Source organism: Lachnospiraceae bacterium, assembly GCA_025758065.1.
In the GTDB taxonomy this organism is placed as follows: Bacteria; Bacillota; Clostridia; order Lachnospirales; family Lachnospiraceae; genus Enterocloster.
On sequence record CP107199.1, the window covers coordinates 263,812 to 281,081 of the forward strand.

Annotated in this window: 15 protein-coding genes and 2 tRNA genes; 3 read left to right on the forward strand and 14 right to left on the reverse strand. The window is 42.0% G+C overall.

The window, feature by feature from the left end:
• Positions 1–569: 569 nt before the first annotated feature.
• From OGM16_01200 to OGM16_01215, 4 genes are all read right to left on the reverse strand, one after another.
• On the reverse strand, positions 570–1,022 hold the full coding sequence (locus OGM16_01200; protein ID UYJ46931.1) for a hypothetical protein: 453 nt from the start codon (positions 1,020–1,022) through the stop codon (positions 570–572).
• Positions 1,019–1,963, reverse strand: a complete 945-nt coding sequence (locus OGM16_01205) for a ParM/StbA family protein (GenBank protein UYJ46932.1) — start codon at positions 1,961–1,963, stop codon at positions 1,019–1,021. The genes OGM16_01200 and OGM16_01205 overlap by 4 nt, the downstream gene beginning before the upstream one ends.
• 251 nt (positions 1,964–2,214) lie before the next feature.
• Positions 2,215–2,529 carry a helix-turn-helix domain-containing protein gene (locus OGM16_01210; protein ID UYJ46933.1) on the reverse strand — a complete coding sequence of 105 codons (315 nt, stop codon included), beginning with the start codon at positions 2,527–2,529 and terminating at the stop codon, positions 2,215–2,217.
• 123 nt (positions 2,530–2,652) lie between these two features.
• Complete coding sequence (locus OGM16_01215) at positions 2,653–3,000, reverse strand: TnpV protein (GenBank protein ID UYJ46934.1); 348 nt, start codon at positions 2,998–3,000, stop codon at positions 2,653–2,655.
• A 507-nt stretch (positions 3,001–3,507) separates the two neighbouring features.
• On the opposite strand from OGM16_01215, the gene OGM16_01220 reads away from it, so the two are divergent.
• On the forward strand, positions 3,508–4,173 hold the full coding sequence (locus tag OGM16_01220; protein ID UYJ46935.1) for a hypothetical protein: 666 nt from the start codon (positions 3,508–3,510) through the stop codon (positions 4,171–4,173).
• Positions 4,174–4,285: 112 nt separating this feature from the next.
• On the opposite strand, the gene OGM16_01225 is transcribed toward OGM16_01220, so the two are convergent.
• From OGM16_01225 to OGM16_01245, 5 genes are all read right to left on the reverse strand, one after another.
• Positions 4,286–5,767 (reverse strand): response regulator, encoded by a 1,482-nt coding sequence (locus OGM16_01225; GenBank protein UYJ46936.1) that lies wholly within the window; start codon positions 5,765–5,767, stop codon positions 4,286–4,288.
• Positions 5,764–7,689 carry a diguanylate cyclase gene (locus tag OGM16_01230; protein UYJ46937.1) on the reverse strand — a complete coding sequence of 642 codons (1,926 nt, stop codon included), beginning with the start codon at positions 7,687–7,689 and terminating at the stop codon, positions 5,764–5,766. Before OGM16_01230 ends, OGM16_01225 begins: the two co-directional genes overlap by 4 nt.
• A 144-nt stretch (positions 7,690–7,833) precedes the next feature.
• Positions 7,834–8,775 (reverse strand): hypothetical protein, encoded by a 942-nt coding sequence (locus tag OGM16_01235; GenBank protein UYJ46938.1) that lies wholly within the window; start codon positions 8,773–8,775, stop codon positions 7,834–7,836.
• Positions 8,776–8,794: 19 nt separating this feature from the next.
• A complete protein-coding gene (locus tag OGM16_01240; protein UYJ46939.1) occupies positions 8,795–10,198 on the reverse strand; it encodes a PLP-dependent aminotransferase family protein in 1,404 nt (467 codons plus the stop codon).
• A 70-nt stretch (positions 10,199–10,268) separates the two neighbouring features.
• Positions 10,269–11,963, reverse strand: a complete 1,695-nt coding sequence (locus OGM16_01245; GenBank protein UYJ46940.1) for a glutamine--tRNA ligase/YqeY domain fusion protein — start codon at positions 11,961–11,963, stop codon at positions 10,269–10,271.
• A 246-nt stretch (positions 11,964–12,209) separates the two neighbouring features.
• Here OGM16_01245 and OGM16_01250 point away from each other — a divergent pair.
• Positions 12,210–12,282, forward strand: a tRNA-Thr gene (locus tag OGM16_01250).
• Between the two features lie 37 nt (positions 12,283–12,319).
• A tRNA-Thr gene (locus OGM16_01255) sits at positions 12,320–12,392 on the forward strand.
• 139 nt (positions 12,393–12,531) lie between these two features.
• Here OGM16_01255 and OGM16_01260 read toward each other — a convergent pair.
• The 5 genes from OGM16_01260 to OGM16_01280 all read right to left on the reverse strand — a co-directional run bounded on the left by OGM16_01260 (position 12,532) and on the right by OGM16_01280 (position 17,033).
• Positions 12,532–13,461, reverse strand: a complete 930-nt coding sequence (locus OGM16_01260) for a hypothetical protein (GenBank protein ID UYJ46941.1) — start codon at positions 13,459–13,461, stop codon at positions 12,532–12,534.
• Positions 13,462–13,732: 271 nt separating this feature from the next.
• Positions 13,733–14,299, reverse strand: coding sequence for a flavodoxin family protein (locus OGM16_01265; GenBank protein ID UYJ46942.1), 567 nt, complete (start codon positions 14,297–14,299; stop codon positions 13,733–13,735).
• An 84-nt stretch (positions 14,300–14,383) separates the two neighbouring features.
• Entirely contained in the window at positions 14,384–15,328 is a 945-nt protein-coding gene (locus OGM16_01270) for an L-lactate dehydrogenase (GenBank protein ID UYJ46943.1), read from the reverse strand.
• 103 nt (positions 15,329–15,431) lie between these two features.
• Positions 15,432–16,496 (reverse strand): PilT/PilU family type 4a pilus ATPase, encoded by a 1,065-nt coding sequence (locus OGM16_01275; GenBank protein UYJ46944.1) that lies wholly within the window; start codon positions 16,494–16,496, stop codon positions 15,432–15,434.
• Positions 16,497–16,559: 63 nt separating this feature from the next.
• Entirely contained in the window at positions 16,560–17,033 is a 474-nt protein-coding gene (locus tag OGM16_01280; protein ID UYJ46945.1) for a hypothetical protein, read from the reverse strand.
• Positions 17,034–17,270: the final 237 nt, after the last annotated feature.

Consider the following 17,270-nt stretch of genomic DNA (forward strand, 5'->3'; position numbering starts at 1 on the left):
GGTTCCAAGGGGCGGAGCCCTCTGGCAAGTTTAGGGACAGCCCAAAGGCTGGCTCCGGTGCATAGTGGCTTGCCACTTTGCGAAACTTGCCTGTCATCTCCCCACCACTGAACTAGCACCAGTCAAGTAACATTTCTCCTCTGCGTTATCCAGCCTAAATAGAGATGACGGTGGTTTTGTGGTGCAGGAACTGACTGTGGAAGAAAGAGAAAAGCTCCCCTTTCGATAGATTTTCTCTTTCTGAAACAGGCTGTTCGTGCATCACTCCGATGCGAAGTATCGGACAATCATGTGCCGTATCCGGCACTCTATTCTTTTCTTCACCTTGCTTGTTCCATCCACTCATCTACCAACGCTTTTCTGTTATATTTTCCTGTTATTTCTGTCTTTCTTTTACTGGATCTCTTTCCAGCTCTGCTAAAAGACATAAAAATAGCAGTCATAAACATTTCTCCAATTCATAATGTCTGAAATGTCACCACTGCCATTGTCTTTTTCTGCTATTCTGTTTTTGTAAAGCTGTTCCTTACTGTCAATCTTATTCTCTGTTACTGTTATTCTGCAGCCAACTAAAAACTATCTACAAAATCCAGTGCTGCATCCATATCAGCTTCTTTCGCCCAGTCCAGATTATCTTCTGTAATCTCTCCATCCTTTTTTTCCATTGTTAGTATTCTGTCCGACAGCTTACTTTCTCCTACCGATTCTTTTACAAACGGTACAAGCATTTCCATTAAATTCTTCGCTATAGCCATCGGGGCAGATTCTTTCACTCCATCCCGGACAGCTGTTTCCACTCTTTCCAGAAAAGCATCTTCCTTTTCTCTGGTTTCCAGATACGGATCTGCTTCATTCCTGTACTCTCTGGAAAAATAATCGTTTAAAGCAACTACAACTGCTCTGGTGTACGATTTATATTTTTCCCTGTCCATCGTCTGCAAATATTCCCATGCCTGCCTGTCCTGTTCATCACAAAGATTCAAACGGATATTTGTGTTGATGATTTTCCGTTCTTTTCTCATACAAGCATCCCTCCGTTTCTCTGGATTTTCCTTACAGTCATTGCTTCATAGCCTTTCGCTGTGGCACAGATGTCCCGTACAATTGTCACCCGGCTCTTGTCATATTCTCCAAAATTCTGGATCATACAACCGCCACCGCCGACCACATACAGGCGCATCAGTTCTGGATTATATTCCCGTTCTCTCAGTTTATGGAAAATTTCTTTCGTATAATCTCCGGCAGCTTTACGAATGACTGTCAGATATTTCTCACCAATATCTGCTGTTCCGGTACGGATCACCTGCTCAATCACCAGATCGTCCACCACTGTTCCCAGTTCTTTCAGCAGGGATTCCCTGACTGCAAGCACACACTGATGCGTTCCATATTTCTCTGTAAAGCATTTCTTCTCTAATGGACGGGAATTATTGATATACATAATATTCATAGTTCCATTTCCAATATCTGCCAGCATATTGATTCCTTTGAAATCCTGTAAGCGGTAGAAGGCTGCTGCAAATCCCTGTGGGTAAATATCAGCTCCTGCAAACTCTACATGATACTCTTTATTGCGGAATATAAAATCCACGCTTTCATTCTGGAGAAGATATTTCTGGAAATCTTCTTTCTGTGTAGCTACCCAGGTAAGGGGAAGTCCGGCTGCGATATGTACCGTTGCCCGGTTCATACCTTTCCCATCCAGTTCCCTTGCAATAGCTGCCAGTGTCAGCACATAATAGTCCTCATCCTGCGTTTTCTCTGCACAGAACTCCTTGTGTTCCTCTCCGATCTGGTAATACATGCCATTGTAAACAAGAAGATTGTTCTGAAAGATTGGCTCCTTGTCATATCTGGCTACACCGGATGGAAAGCATCTGGTGGCAGTTTTCATGTTTCCATAACCATGATCAATCCCGATCACCATAACTGTTTCATTTCTGTTATTTTTCATCATTCTCATAATCATACCTCATTCTTTCTTTTCTTATCCAATACTATTAATACTTACGTGAATTGATAAGATGGATATTTTATTTACTGGTTCTTTAATAATTCATATTTAATAACATGGATTATTAATAGCAACGGTTTGTCCAGTATGGGATTTACCATATCTGGTTTTCCTATTTTCTGATGTCCGGAGATAGAAATTTCCTATGACCTGATTGTCCAAAATTGGACTATCCACCCTTAGGCACTTCTCTTCTCCACTTAATCATTTTCTTCTCCTAATGGAACTTCCCGGATAATATATTCGGTATCGCCATAAAAGCCATACTCATTACGCAATCTATGACGTTCCACATATCCATGATGCTCTAATTCCTTAATTGCAGAACGAACAGAATCAATCCCATCTCTGCTCAATGTTGCCAGTCCTTGCATATTGTAATTCCAGTCATCTGGCAAACTTAACATCAGCGATAATAGACCTTTCGCTTTCAATGTCAGATTCTTATTCTTGAAATGATGATTACTCATTACCGTAAAATTCTTAGTTCTCTCTACACGAAAAATCTGTGCCATGCTCCCATCCTCCTTTCCAGTTCAAAAGAAAAAGACGCAAGCCATATCTTATGACTCACGCCTTACTTCGCTCACAATATTCTATTTTTATCAGTTACCTGCCAGATTAGTTACTGGCAATCCTTATACATAAATCAATTCCTTGAGAATAATCTCTTCCGCAATCGCTCTGTGTTGATTAGCAGCTCTTACCCATGCCATTTGATCTGCTTTTTTATCCGGCAGTGGTTCTTTTTCTTCCAGTTGCTTCAGAATCACTTCTTCCCGTTCTCTTGCTGCTTTATCTACTTCCAAAAGGTGTTCTCCAATTGTATCCTGTAAAAGCATCACCTGATAGGTTGAATTTCGATGATTCTTCAGATAATCTCTGCGAAGAAAACCATACTTGCCAAGTTGCTCCATCTGTTCTCCGGATTTATAGGTGAGATTCGGAATCAGATATCCATTTACATTTGTATACGTTAATTTCATTTTATTAGCACTCTCCATTTCTCATCATTTTTTGACCACAAATTTACGACATTTACGACAAATCTGACACTGTTTCACAATACCAGACAAAATGACTGACGCCCCGGAAAGCCTGTAAAACAGGCACTTCCGGGATACACAAGCCAGGACAAAAATCGACTTCCATTATCAAGATGTGAGTGCTAATTTTTTTAATTTATAGTTACAGTTCAGCCATGCGCTGGTTTGAATGAAGGAGTGTGTTGCAAGTTTGCTTGCATAAGCACTTTCTCATCCAAATCAGCATATGGTGGAACCACCAAGCTTCTTGTTTTCATAAATATGGAAACAAGAAGCTGTCATGCGCTGAACTGTAACAATTTGTATCTTTCTTTTGTGAATCTTTTGTTTTTTTCATATTTTTTAGTTCCTTTTTTTTGCTGTTCGTATTACAATATAAGAATCAGACATACTAATGCATAAATTCATACACTATTTCACTATTTCAAAAAAGAAGGGGGTATTTGTATGGCTAAAAGAGGTCTTGGAAAATTTGTAGCATTTGCTGCGATCTCCGGTGCTGTAGCAGCCGGTGTTTCCTATGTGCTCCAGTATAAGATCTACCATAAAGAACTTGATAAGGATTTCCGCGAATTTGAAGACGAGGAAGATGACGAGGACGATACTGTTCAGGAAGATACTTACGATCCGCGTAAATTAAACCGCAATTACATTTCTTTAAATTCAAGCAAAGATGAATTTAAGATGGCTGCCAAAGATATGGCTGCTGCTACAAAAAATGTATTAAAAGATGCCGGCAATCTGTTTTCTGACACAGCACATGAAGCTGTTTCTGCTGCTGTTGATACAGCACATATTGCGCTTCACTCCATGAAAGCAAAAAAAGATGAGTTTTTTGAAGAGGAAGATACCAAAAAAGCAGATATGGAACCAGAAGATGAATTTTTAGATGATGACTATGTAGATGACGATGATCTTTATGATTATGAACGTCTGGATCATACTTCTGGCGAAGACGGCGAAATCTCCGTTTCTGTTAATGCGGATGCAAGTGAAGATCTGGGGGAAGATGGCTCTCTGAAAGCAGAAGAGGATATTAACACAGAAAACGCAGCCGAAGCTGTTTCGAAGTCTGTAAAAGAGACCGCTACCATTGAGGAAGATACAGTTTAAAACATTTATGATAATACCACCGTCAGGTGATATATCCATTAAACAAGAAAACGCGCCGTCCGGCGCGTTTTCTTTATTGTGATGATACCAGGGTCAAACGGTCAGGAATCTATTAAAATTTTATATATTTGTGGATCACACGCATTAAATTTCCTGTATCCAAAGGTTTTGACAGATGTTCGTTCATTCCAGCCAGCCGGCATTTTTTCGCATCTTCCTCATAATCACTTGCAGTAAGAGCTACGATCACTACATTCTTTGCGTCTTCCCGCTCCAATGCACGGATCGAGCGGGATGCCTCAAACCCATCCATTACCGGCATTACCAGATCCATCAGGATCACAGATATCTCTCCCTGTGCAGATGCTTCAAAACGTTCCAGTGCTTCTTTTCCATTCCACGCTCTTATTACATCCATCCTTTCTTTGCGCAGGATAAATTCTGCGATCTCCATGTTCAGTTCATTGTCCTCTACCAGAAGTATCTTTCTTCCTATGACAGAAACTAAAGGTCTCTCCTCTTCCCTGTTTTCCTCATTAATGATAAAGGTAAAACGCACCCGGCAGAAAGCCTTATCCCCTTTATCATGCGAAAAATGGAATTCTCCATTCATCAGCTTTGTCAGTTCCATAGCCACTGCAAGTCCCTGTTCATTTTCCCTGCAGGAACTTCCAGTATCTGTGCATACAAATTCAAAACGGGCTTTTCTTCCACTTGCTCCGGTCTCTCTGCAAAAAAAAGTTACCTGTTCGCCACTTAGACTGTCTTTTATGGCATTTCCCACAATCTTAGTCAGTATTTTCTTTAAATGTACCGGACTTCCATAGAGTTTTACGTGTTCTGCCTTAATCGTTTCACTGGAAAACAGAACATCTCGTTCTGCTGCAAGAGGAATTGCCCACTGTTTTACCTCATCTAACAGTTTTTCCAGATCAAAAACTTTCTGCTCCAAAGTCACAGTTCCTGATGGCAGACAGTCCATATCCACCTTATCTGAGGTCAGCATTTTATCCTGACATGCCATTTCCCGAATAAGCTGCTCTTTTTCCTCTTTTTTGTGTATCCAGAAAAAAAGAATGGAAAAAACAGCATAAAGGCTGATTCCATAAAATAATGCAATATTCCTTAAATGGAATACTTCATCAGATGGGTAAAATACATACAGGTCATAATCACCTTCATGATCCAGACTTCCGTAGTAAGTACAGCCATAATAATGCAGGGACAGCAGTTTCCCTGGCTGTGCCCCTTCTTCTATCTCACTGATAAAAGGCGCTTTGTCCAGTTCTCTTCCCCGGTAGTCATCATAATTTGAACAGAGTACCTGTTCTTTATTACAAATAAGGATCACCCCGTTCATCTCTAACTGACTGCCTGTAAGAAGTTCTTCCACATATCCACGAACTGCAGCCTTTGTCTCTTCTTCCTCTATAGATCCCATCAGCGCATCAAAACCACGGCACTTTTCTTTTAAAAATCCTAAAGTCTCTTCTGTATAAGAGAATGCCCTGTTTTTCCCAATATTTGTAAAAAGAATAAATACAGAACTAAGCAAAACCATTCCGAGGCTTAAAAATATCCTGTTTCTTTTCACTTTTTCGTCTCCTCTTTTATCTCCTCTGACAAGTTTGGAAAGAACCCTTCATTTTCTTTTTTATTGAAACCTGACTTGGTTTCCTCTTTCAATCTATTCTGGATGTCTGTAAGACATTCTAACAGAAGAGGATTGAATGCCCCGCATTCCCCGTTTAAGATCATGTGAATGGCTGTTTCATGGGAAAATGCTTTCTTATATACACGTTTACCCACAAGAGCGTCATATACATCGGCGATGGCCACTACCTGGGCCGAAATAGGGATCTCCTCCCCCTTTAAACCATCTGGATAGCCTTTTCCATCATACCGCTCATGATGCCATCTGCAGATCTGGTAAGCTACCTGCAACAATTTTTCATTCTGGTACATTTCAATGCTCTTCAACATAGAAGCGCCAATAAGCGTATGGGTCTTCATGATCTCAAATTCTTCTTTAGTCAGCTTTCCTGGTTTATTTAATATTTTTTCATCGATCCCTATCTTTCCAATATCGTGAAGAGCAGATGCCGTTGTGATCAGGAACTGGTCAGACCACTGCAGATGATATTGATCTGTTTTTTGCATCAGGCGTTCTAACAGCATACCTGTGATAATGTTAATATGAAGAACGTGGCTGCCGCTTTCACTATTTCTGAATTCAACGATCTGACTTAGGATACTGATCATCATCTGGTTGTTCTTCTCTTTTTCCCGTATCTGGTCTGTTACCAGACTGATCAGACGACGCTGTTTTGCATATAGTTTAATGGTATTGGACACTCTCTGGTGTACAACCTGTACATCAAAAGGACGGCTGATGTAATCGGAAGCTCCCATTTCATAAGCTCTTCTTACATAGGATGCGCTATTTTCACTGGAGATTATGATCACAGGTATATCTTCGATCCAGTGCTTCCGATTCATCAGGGCCAATACTTCAAATCCGTCCATCACAGGCATGTTAATATCTAAAAGGAGAAGAGCAATCCCGGTTCCGTACTGTTTTAGCAGATTAATGCATTCTTCTCCATTTGCAGCCTCCAATATCCGGTATTCGTCTTTCAGGATTTCCGCAAGGATCTCACAGTTTATCTGAGAATCATCTACGATCAGGATCTGCTGCCGTTCTTTGGCTTCCGCACTGTCTATACCTGACTTTTCTGTTACTATCATATTTTTCCGGTTCTTTGCCTGGTACATCAGACCGTCCGCCCGTGCTACTGCACTTTCAATGGTCTCATTATCAGCAAGGACACCTCCAATACTTACAGTCAGGCGCAGCCTGGCATATCCGGGAACTTCTGCCTCACAGACCATATCCCTGATCTGTTTTAACTTTTTTGAAAAAATCTCTTCATCTACATCCTGAAGGATCAGAAGAAATTCATCCCCGCCATAGCGGATCAGAATATCTGTCTTACATATACATCCACGGATGCTCCCTACTACTGTATTAAGAACAAAATCTCCTGCATTGTGGCCACAGGTATCATTATACAGCTTAAAATCATCCAGATCGATCATAGCCACACCTGCATGACCTCTCACTTTCCGGATGCGGTTTTCATAATATCTGCGGTTGTAGGCACCGGTAAGGGCATCCAGGTACAATTCTTCGTCATAGCCTCGCACTTTTGCGGTCAACTGTTCCCTTACGTTTTCAAAGGATTCTGTTGTAACGTCCAGAACATTTAAGATCTCCACCACATGGGGCTGTCCATCGATTTCCACATAACGTGAAATCTTCTGGCACACCCTGGAATCTATATATTCCAGCCTTGTCTTCTGACATTTCTCCCAAAATGCCCTTAAAGAAAGGGAATTCTTTTCCAGATGCTTAACTGCTTCTATATCTAAAAGTCTGACCTCTGTAAATAAATCTCCTAAATAAACAAGCATTTCTTCTGCCTGTTTTTTCGTCAAAACGGCACTGAACTTCATCTGCTTCTCCTTTTACATCCTATGTACTCCTGGAATCTTTTTGTACTTAATCTTGCGGGAAGTTTTTCCGCCTTTAAACGTTTTCTCATTTAGACTTTATTATAATCTATTTCCCCTGCATTTGTCCATATTTTACATTGTATTTCACTCCCAGCCTAACAGATTCATCCACACAAGCTGCTCTAACTGGTCATCTGCAATGAGATAAGCATGGCTGACTGTATCTGAGGACATCAGCTGGTATTCTCCCATATCATCCAAATGGGTCCAGCGGTCATCTAACTGTATCTTTCCCTGGGAAATGAGCATGTTCCAGTGGGATATAGACTCATCACTTCCCTTGATCTCATAAGTGATATCCCCTTCCATCTGGTCATCTGCAAAAACTCCTGTTTTTACAGCCCAGGCATACTCTCCCTGGGGAACATTTTCGTAATAACAGTAACCGGTTGTTCCCTGACCATTCATTTTGCCATTTTCCCAGATACCATCAGAATAATTATATCTGGGGCTGTCTACATTAATAAACTGCAGGGCAAGACAGCTTCCCTGAGGCTGTCCATTTTCAAAGTTTCCGTAAAACAGGATCTCTGGCATGGTAAGCACCAGACCTGTACCCTCTATATTTTCAGAAATACCGTTTCCGTCATAAAGAAACCGCATTCCTTCAAAAGTTCCATAAAACATCTCTGCCAGAACTTCCTGCTTTTTATCTAACAGCTTGGCTGTCTGGGTCATGTCTTTTGTTTCCATGGACTTTCGAAGATCTTCTAACAGCTGTTTCTGGTCCTGGGACATTGCTTCGTATTTGGTCTGTAAGGGATCTGATTGTTCTTCTATTGTCTCTTCAGTTCCTGTTGTTTTCTGTTGATCTTCAGACAGACTATCACCCGTATTTTTACCTGCCTGTGTTATATCAGTGTCCTCTGCTTTCTCCTGTCCGGAAGCCGGGCTTCCTGCCACTGGCATATTTCCTGTCCCAAAGGCTCCTGCCGCCGGAAAGACCAGTATAAAAGCAGCTGCCACTGCCACCCACTGTTTTGTTGCTTTATTTCCAATTTTTTCCAGTTTTTCAGTCAGTTTCATGTTCTTATCACTTTCTGTATCATATCCACGCCTGCACCAGCCGTCTGCATCCTTGGATGATCTCTTTTTCTTTCAGGCTGGCATAACCTAATATAACAGTAGACGGAAAGCGGTTCTTTCCCTCTCCAATCACAAAATCACTCATTCCATATACCCGTACCCCCGCCTTTGCAGCTGTTTCCACCAGCTTTTTTTCCGGCATTCCCTTTTTGTGGGTTAGAAGCACATGGATCCCGGCGTATTCTCCCTGTATATCAAAAACCGGTTCCAGTTCTTTTAAGCCATTTAACAATGTATCATGTTTTCCTTTGTAAACTGCCCTCATCCTGTTTAAATGGCGTTCATAGTAACCTTCTGTAATAAAATGCGTCAGGATATTCTGGTCTATACGGGATACAGTAGAAGCATAAAATCCCGCTTTTTTCCTGTATAAGGCTAAAAGAGACTCTGGAAGGACCATGAAACCAACTCGGATCGCAGGCGCAATGGAACGTGAAAAGGTTCCCATGTAGATCACTTTCTGGCTATCATCCATTCCCTGGAGAGCAGGGATCGGACGGCCTTTGTAGCGGAACTCGCTGTCATAATCATCTTCGATAAGATAACGGCTTTCTTCTGCTTTTGCCCATTTTAAAAGCTCCTGCCTTCTTTTGATCGGGATAACGATACCGGTTGGATACTGGTGAGACGGCATAACATAAGCAATACCTGCCTGTGTTTTTTCAAGTTCTCTTACGTTCATTCCCCAACGATCCATGGACACCGGAAAAACTGGATGTCCCAAACTTTCAAATACACGGAACGCCTGCTTATAAGTAGGATTTTCCAGGGCAATTCCTGTGTTTCTCCCGATCAGCTGTGAAAGAAGCATTAAAAGATATTCACTTCCTGCACCTACTAAGATCTGTTCCGGCCGGCAGTGGACACCTCTTGCAGAATGAAGATAATCCCTTATGGCCTGGCGCAGGCTGTATTCGCCCTGTGCATTTCCCACTGCAAACATATCTTTATTATCATCTACCAGGGTATTTTTGCTCAATTTTCTCCATGTATTAAAAGGGAAGCTGTCCAGGTCAATACCTCTTGGAGAAAAATCCACTTTACATGGAAAAAGCTTCAGGTCATCCTGCTCTTCTTTTTCCTCTAGCTCTCCCTGGTATTTTACCTCTACCAATTCTTCGATCTGGCAGACAAAATAACCTTTACAGGGAAGTGCCTCTATATACCCCTCAGACAGCAGCTGTTCATAAGCCAACTGGGTGGTACTTCTGCTTACATGAAGATTGCCTGCAAGGATCCTGGTAGAAGGCAGTCTGCTTCCGGCGCGAAGCCTTCCTGCGCGGATCTCTCCTTTAATATAGGTGTAGATCTGCTCATAAAGAGGCGTATCGTCTTTATTTTCAATAGGCACCATTAATTCCATGATGGTCTCCTTTTTCACAACGTAAAAAGCTCTCTGTTTCCAGAGAGCCTCATTGTTTTGCTTCATTTCATTATTTCGGCAGTTTGAAAGAACTCTTCAGAGAAACGATCCTGTTAAATACAGGATTTTCCTTAGTGCTGTCCTTGCAGTCCGCGCAGAAATAACCATTTCTTACAAACTGGAAGCTGTCATAGGCTTCCGCCTGTGCAAGAGCAGGCTCACCATAGCACTCTTTTAAGATTGTAAGAGAATTTGGATTTAAGTTCAGGGTTCCGTCTGCATTCAGCTTGCCCTTTTCCTCATCTACGATATTCTCATAGAGACGACATTCGATCTTCTTTGCAGTTGGTACAGCTACCCAGTGGATTGTTCCTTTTACCTTTCTGCCTTCAAAGCCGGAACCGCTCTTTGTCTCAGGATCATAGGTTCCATGTACTACAGTTACATTTCCATTTTCATCTTTTTCACAGCCAGTGCATTTTACAAAATAAGCACCCATAAGACGTACTTCATTTCCCGGGAACATACGGAAATATTTCTTAGGCGGTTCTTCCATAAAGTCTTCTCTTTCGATATAAACTTCACGGCTGAATGGAACCTTTCTGCTTCCCAGTTCTGAATTTTCCAGGTTGTTTGGAACATCCAGCTCTTCTACCTGGCCTTCCGGATAGTTATCGATCACCAGTTTTACAGGATCTAAAACAGCCATCATACGGGCTTTTTTAAGCTTTAAGTCTTCACGGATGCAGTATTCAAGCATCGCATAATCAACAGAGCTGTTTGCCTTGGAAACGCCAACTAACTCTACAAAACGTTTGATAGACTCTGGTGTATAACCTCTTCTGCGCAGTGCAGCGATGGATACCAGACGCGGATCATCCCAGCCATCTACAATACCATCTTCTACCAGTTTCTTGATATAACGCTTTCCTGTAACCACATTAGTCAGATACAGCTTTGCAAACTCAATCTGACGAGGTGGATTCTCAAATTCACACTCTTTTACTACCCAGTCATAAAGAGGGCGATGATCTTCAAATTCCAAAGTACAGATAGAGTGGGTAATGTGCTCTACAGCATCTTCGATCGGATGAGCAAAGTCATACATCGGATAGATACACCACTTATCACCTGTATTGTGATGGTGCATATGAGCCACACGGTAAATGACCGGATCTCTCATGTTGATATTAGGAGAAGCCATATCGATCTTTGCACGCAGAACTTTCTCGCCATCCTGATATTTGCCTTCCTTCATCTCCTCAAAAAGACGCAGGTTCTCTTCGATGGAACGGTTTCTGTATGGGCTTTCCTTACCTGGAGTATTGAAATCGCCTCTGTACTCTCTGATCTGCTCTGCGCTTAAGTCACAGACGAATGCTTTTCCCTTCTTAATAAGAAAAACAGCACACTCATACATTTTCTCAAAATAGTTGGATGCAAAGAACAGTCTGTCCTCAAAGTCTGCTCCCAACCACTTTACATCTGCCATGATCGACTCTACAAACTCGCTTTTTTCCTTTGTAGGGTTTGTATCATCAAAACGCAGGTTGAATTTACCATTATATTTCTGTGCCAGTCCATAGTTTAAAAGAATAGACTTGGCATGTCCGATATGCAGATAACCGTTTGGTTCTGGTGGAAAACGGGTCTGGACATGGTCATAAACCCCTTCTGCCAGGTCCTTGTCAATTTCCTGCTCTATAAAGTTCTTGGAAACCGGCTCTTTTTCTTCGGTCTCTATTACCATATCTTTCTCTGCCATAAATGTTCCTCCGTGATCTGTCATCATAATTATTTAAAATCATATCACATTTTCCGGCTGTAGTAAAGTCACAGCTTTTGTATCATTATTACTTGTTTATAGTTCAGCCATGCACCGGTTTGAATGAGAAAGTATATTGCAAGCTTGCTTGCTTGAGCACTTTTTGAACTTTTTTTCATTTTCCCGTTGACAAAAGCTATCCCTCATGATAGTATATATGAGGTTCGCTTCTGACGAACAAGAAATGCTGCTGTGGCTCAGTCGGTAGAGCGTCGCATTGGTAGTGCGGAGGTCACGGGTCCGATTCCCGTCAGCAGCTTTTCATTTTCATCAGAACCGGCAAATTTCATATAGTTGCTGCTGTGGCTCAGTCGGTAGAGCGTCGCATTGGTAGTGCGGAGGTCACGGGTCCGATTCCCGTCAGCAGCTTAAGAAAGAGTGGAAGCTTTTGGGTATCAAAGGTTTCTGCTTTTTTATTATGTCTTTCAATCAAAAAATACTATAATATTTTTTTAGGAGATGAACCACATCAAGTTCATCTCCCTATGTATTAATCCATATATGATCATTATCCCTTCAAAACTTTATGGATCATTTCAATGGTTTCACCAGTTTCTCTGGCGATATCTTCTTCTGATTTTCCAGAGATATACAGACGAAAAATCACTCTTGCTTGTTCTATTCCAATCTGTTTGCCCTGCTCTATTCCAAGCTGTTTGCCCTGCTCCATTCCAAGCTTCATGCACTCTTCTTTAAACATCCGCTTTACTTTTTCTTCGTCATATTCATAAATACTCACTTTGATCACCTCCGCACGGTTTTTGCTCAGGAACTCTGCAAGAATCCCTCTTTGGATGCAGTCCTCTACGGCTTCGTTCACTGCTTCTGACAGTGGTATTTTCTTACTCAGCCGTTTCCGGACTTCGCTTACAAACTGGGCATAGTCGCTTAATTGTCTGCATCGCTCCATTAATATTTTATTATAGCCTACATTTACATTTAATACTAATGTTTCCAGTTCCAGGCTTATGTGTTCCGCTTTCTTCGCATATAAGCTGGACAGTTTTAAGACTTCTCTTTCCTGCATATTTTCCAGACCATTGTAAAACACCACAAATTTCGGCTCCGGGATCTGTACCGGAACGCTTCCATACAAGAACAGGTCTTTTGTCAGCTCTGAATATACATCCGATACATAAAACAGGTTGCGCAGGGGAAGATTAGGATTTTTCGTTGACTGGTGTTCGTATAGCAGTAATTCATCATATAAAACAAATGAAACGTCATTTTTCATTTCTAGATAAAGGGCACTTTCCAATGTGGTTACTTTTAGATCGTCCTCATTTTCATAGTCCGTTTCATTCATAGCATTATACAATGCTAAAAGTGCTTTCTTTTCCCTAAACACCATACGAAAGATACGGTCTTTGTAATTCCGTGCTGCATTTGGTACATCTGTAATAATCCCTGTTTCTTTCACACTTCTGTTTTTTACCATATTTTGTCCTCCTTACTTCTTTGGAGGATTCCTTTTGCCTTTATCATCTTGGAATCCTCTCTGCTTTGTTGTTGGATTTTAAGCATTGAAGATTTCTAAGATTTTTTGCAAAAGAAAATGGCGAATGCCTTTAGAACTAATAGAAACATCAAGCTTAGTTTTACTATAGCATTTTATATTCATTTAGGCAAGGGGGATTTTTGGATTATCAAAAAAGGAGATGAACCACTTCTGATCCATCTCCCAATTTTATTTTACATACTTTATCTGATTACCGGATAAAATTAGTTTTGACCTTATCCTCTGCCACTGGAACAGCCACACCAGCTTTCTTTCCTGCTTCGATGCATTTTAACAGCCATGCCATGTTCTTTCCAAGGACACGCATGATCTGGACTCCTTCTTCGTCTCTCATTACTTCTTCTGGTGCATTTCCGTGTACCATGTTCCAGTAACAGGAAGATACGACCGGCATCTGGTGATAAGAAAAATATTTGGTAAGCACATCTAAAGTAGCAGTAGTTCCGGCCCTTCTGGCGGAAGCTACGGCAGCTGCCGGTTTATAGAGCATATCTTTTCCTGCTACTGATGCCAGACGGTCCATAAATTCGATGATCTGACCGCTTGGGGATGCCCAGTAAACAGGGGAACCTACTACTAATGCATCAGATTCTTTTAATTTAGCTGCTGCTGCCTTTACATTTTCCATATCCGGATCACCGGCCTGGAATACTTCTGTTTCAATTCCTTCTACCTTTAATGCATCTGCAACTACATTCAGTGCTGTGTAGGTGCATCCTTTCTTTCTTGGACTTCCGTTTAATAATAAAACCTTCATTTTCATTTTCTCCTCATGTATATCTATTCATCCTGAACCAGCCCGCGCAGGCGGACAACAGGATCAATTTCATAAATAAATGTGTTATAAGATACCTTCGTAGCCTTCTCTTAGTATATCACAGGATGCGTCAAATTTTTCTTTTTCTTCTTTCGTTAATGACAACGGCAATATCCTCTGTACCCCGTTCTGATTCAGGATACAAGGAACACCGGTAAATACATCCCTTTGGTCATATTCGCCTCTGAGCACGGCAGATACCGTAAGAACACTGTGCTCATCCCCTAAAATAGCCTTGGTAATGCGGGTCAGTGCCATACCGATGCCATAGTAAGTTGCTTTCTTTGCCTCAATGATCTTGTAAGCTGCCGTGCGCACCTCTTCTTCAATACGGAATAAATGGGTGGTCAGGGAAGATTCCAGTTCCCGGTCAAGTTCTAAAATGGACTTAGTTGCCAGAAATGCCTGGCTCCAAGGAACAAATTCGCTGTCTCCATGCTCTCCCATCACATAGGCATGGATATTTCTGGGATCAACCTGCAAAAACTCTCCTAAAAGATATCGGAGTCTTGCTGTATCCAGGGCAGTACCGCTTCCCAAAACCCGGCGGGGATTAAAACCAGACAATGTGCATGTAATGCGGGTCATAATATCCACTGGATTAGTAGCTACCAGAAATATGCCGTTAAAGCCAGAAGCTGTCACCGGTTCGATAACAGAACGGAACACCTGGGTATTTCTCTTTAAAAGATCCAGGCGGGTCTCCCCCTGTTTCTGGGCCACTCCTGCTGCAATGACCACCAGATCTGCGTCCTGGCAGTCCTTATATTCCCCGGCATAGATTTTCATGCTGGAACCAGCAAATGCAAGTCCATGATTTAAATCCATGGCTTCGCCTTCTGCCCGTTTTTTATCCACATCTATCAATACCAGTTCATCACACACTGACTGGTTTAGCAGGCAGTATGCATAGCTCATGCCTACCATTCCCGTGCCTACAATAACTATCTTTCTTTTATCTGTTTTCATAAAAACTCCTTCCTGAACAAACACACTCTATCCAGCAAGGAGTTTCCAGAAATTTCCGGGGCAATTTCAAATTTTTACCGGTTTTTCCAGATTTTTACAATTTTTATATTCTTGCCATCTTCTTCTCCATCAGTTCTGCATTGCTGCTGTAGATAATGGCTGTATCCTTGCTGATCACATTTTGTCTGTAAAGAGCAAGGAGGCTATTGTCCATGGATACCATCCCCTCTTCCTGGGATGTAGAAATAATGCCGTCGATCTGGTGGGTCTTTGACTCACGTATCATATTCCGGATAGCATTATTTAAGAACATGATTTCAAAAACAGGGCGTTCCCCACCGTCCAGTGTAGGCACCAGTTGCTGACAGATCACTGCATCCAATACCATGGAAAGCTGGGTGCGAATCTGCTGCTGCTGGCTTGGCGGAAATGCATCGATCACACGGTCAATGGTATTGGCTGCTCCCAGTGTATGCAATGTTGACAGGATCAGATGACCTGTTTCTGCTGCAGTCATGGCAATACTGATAGTTTCATGATCACGCATTTCCCCAAGCAGGATCACATCCGGTGCCTGGCGCAGGGAAGCCCGAAGGCCTGAAACATAGCTGTCCGTATCCGTTGCGATCTCTCTCTGGGTAACAACACTCTTTTTGTGCCTGTGAAGATACTCAATAGGATCTTCCAACGTAATAACATGGGCATTGCGGTTTTTATTGATCTCATCAATGATACATGCAAGTGTAGTGCTTTTACCGCTTCCTGCAGGTCCAGTTACAAGCACCATGCCTCTGGTAAGCTTTGCTATTCCCATGATCACATCCGGCAGATTTAACTGGCCTGCATCCGGCAGTTCAAACCGTACTACACGGATGACTGCTGCCAGAGAACCTCTCTGTCTGAAAATATTGGCCCTGAACCTGGAAACACCAGGGATCGCAAAAGAAAAATCATCATCCCCATGGGCTAATATCCGCTCCATGCTCCTGTTTTTTGCAATCTCATATATTCTTGTTATCATCTGGTCCATCTCATCCGGCATAATCTTTTCTTCGCCCTGGCAGATGATACGTCCGCCGATCTTGTAAGAAAAAGGCATACCGGGAACCAGGAAGATATCCGCTGCATTCTGTTCCACAGCCTGTGTAAGAAGCTCCATTACCTCCATTACTCTTCCTCCCGTTATCATTCCCACTTTTCTTTATTTTAAACTTTTTGACCTGCAAAAGGGCTAATTTCCACCCCACACAGGCATAGAATCGTCAATCTCATAATTACCGCTGTCATATACATACCAGGACTTTACTTCGTACCTGTTTTCATTCCCTGTAAGAGCCAGATCAATGTGCAGCGCCTGTCCTCGTTCCATGGAAATGTCTGTACTGATGTACCCTGTTTTCTCATTCACATTACAGCCAAGTTCCAAAGCTACGTTCCCGGCCAGGGTTTTTATCTCGTCCTGGGACATAACTCCTATGGTTTCTTTCTGCAAAATGGCATCGGCCTGCTTTAACCATTTTTCCCCCTGTGCATCTGCCCGGTAATACTCTGTCACAGCCTTGGCGCTTCTGACCGCCAGACTCTGGTCTCCTCTGGCACTGCTTAAAGACAGCAGACTAAAGGTAGCCAGACACAGGATGATAAAAATGAGTATCAGTGATGTCAGACCGATATTTACTTTATGTTTAACTGCCTGTCCAGCCATTCTCCCACCTGCTTTCTATGATAAACTTCGATATCTTGATGTAAGTGTCAAAAGTATAAATTGCGTTTGTGCTCGCACAAATAAGCAATTTATACTTATTGACACGCCGAACACCGAAAACGAAATAAAATGGTGTGAACACGCCATTTTATGGGAGTTTGAGGTGTTCGAGGATTGCGGGAATTGCATAGCAATGGAGCAATCCGGTTACATCAGTGAGTGGCAAAATTTACTTTT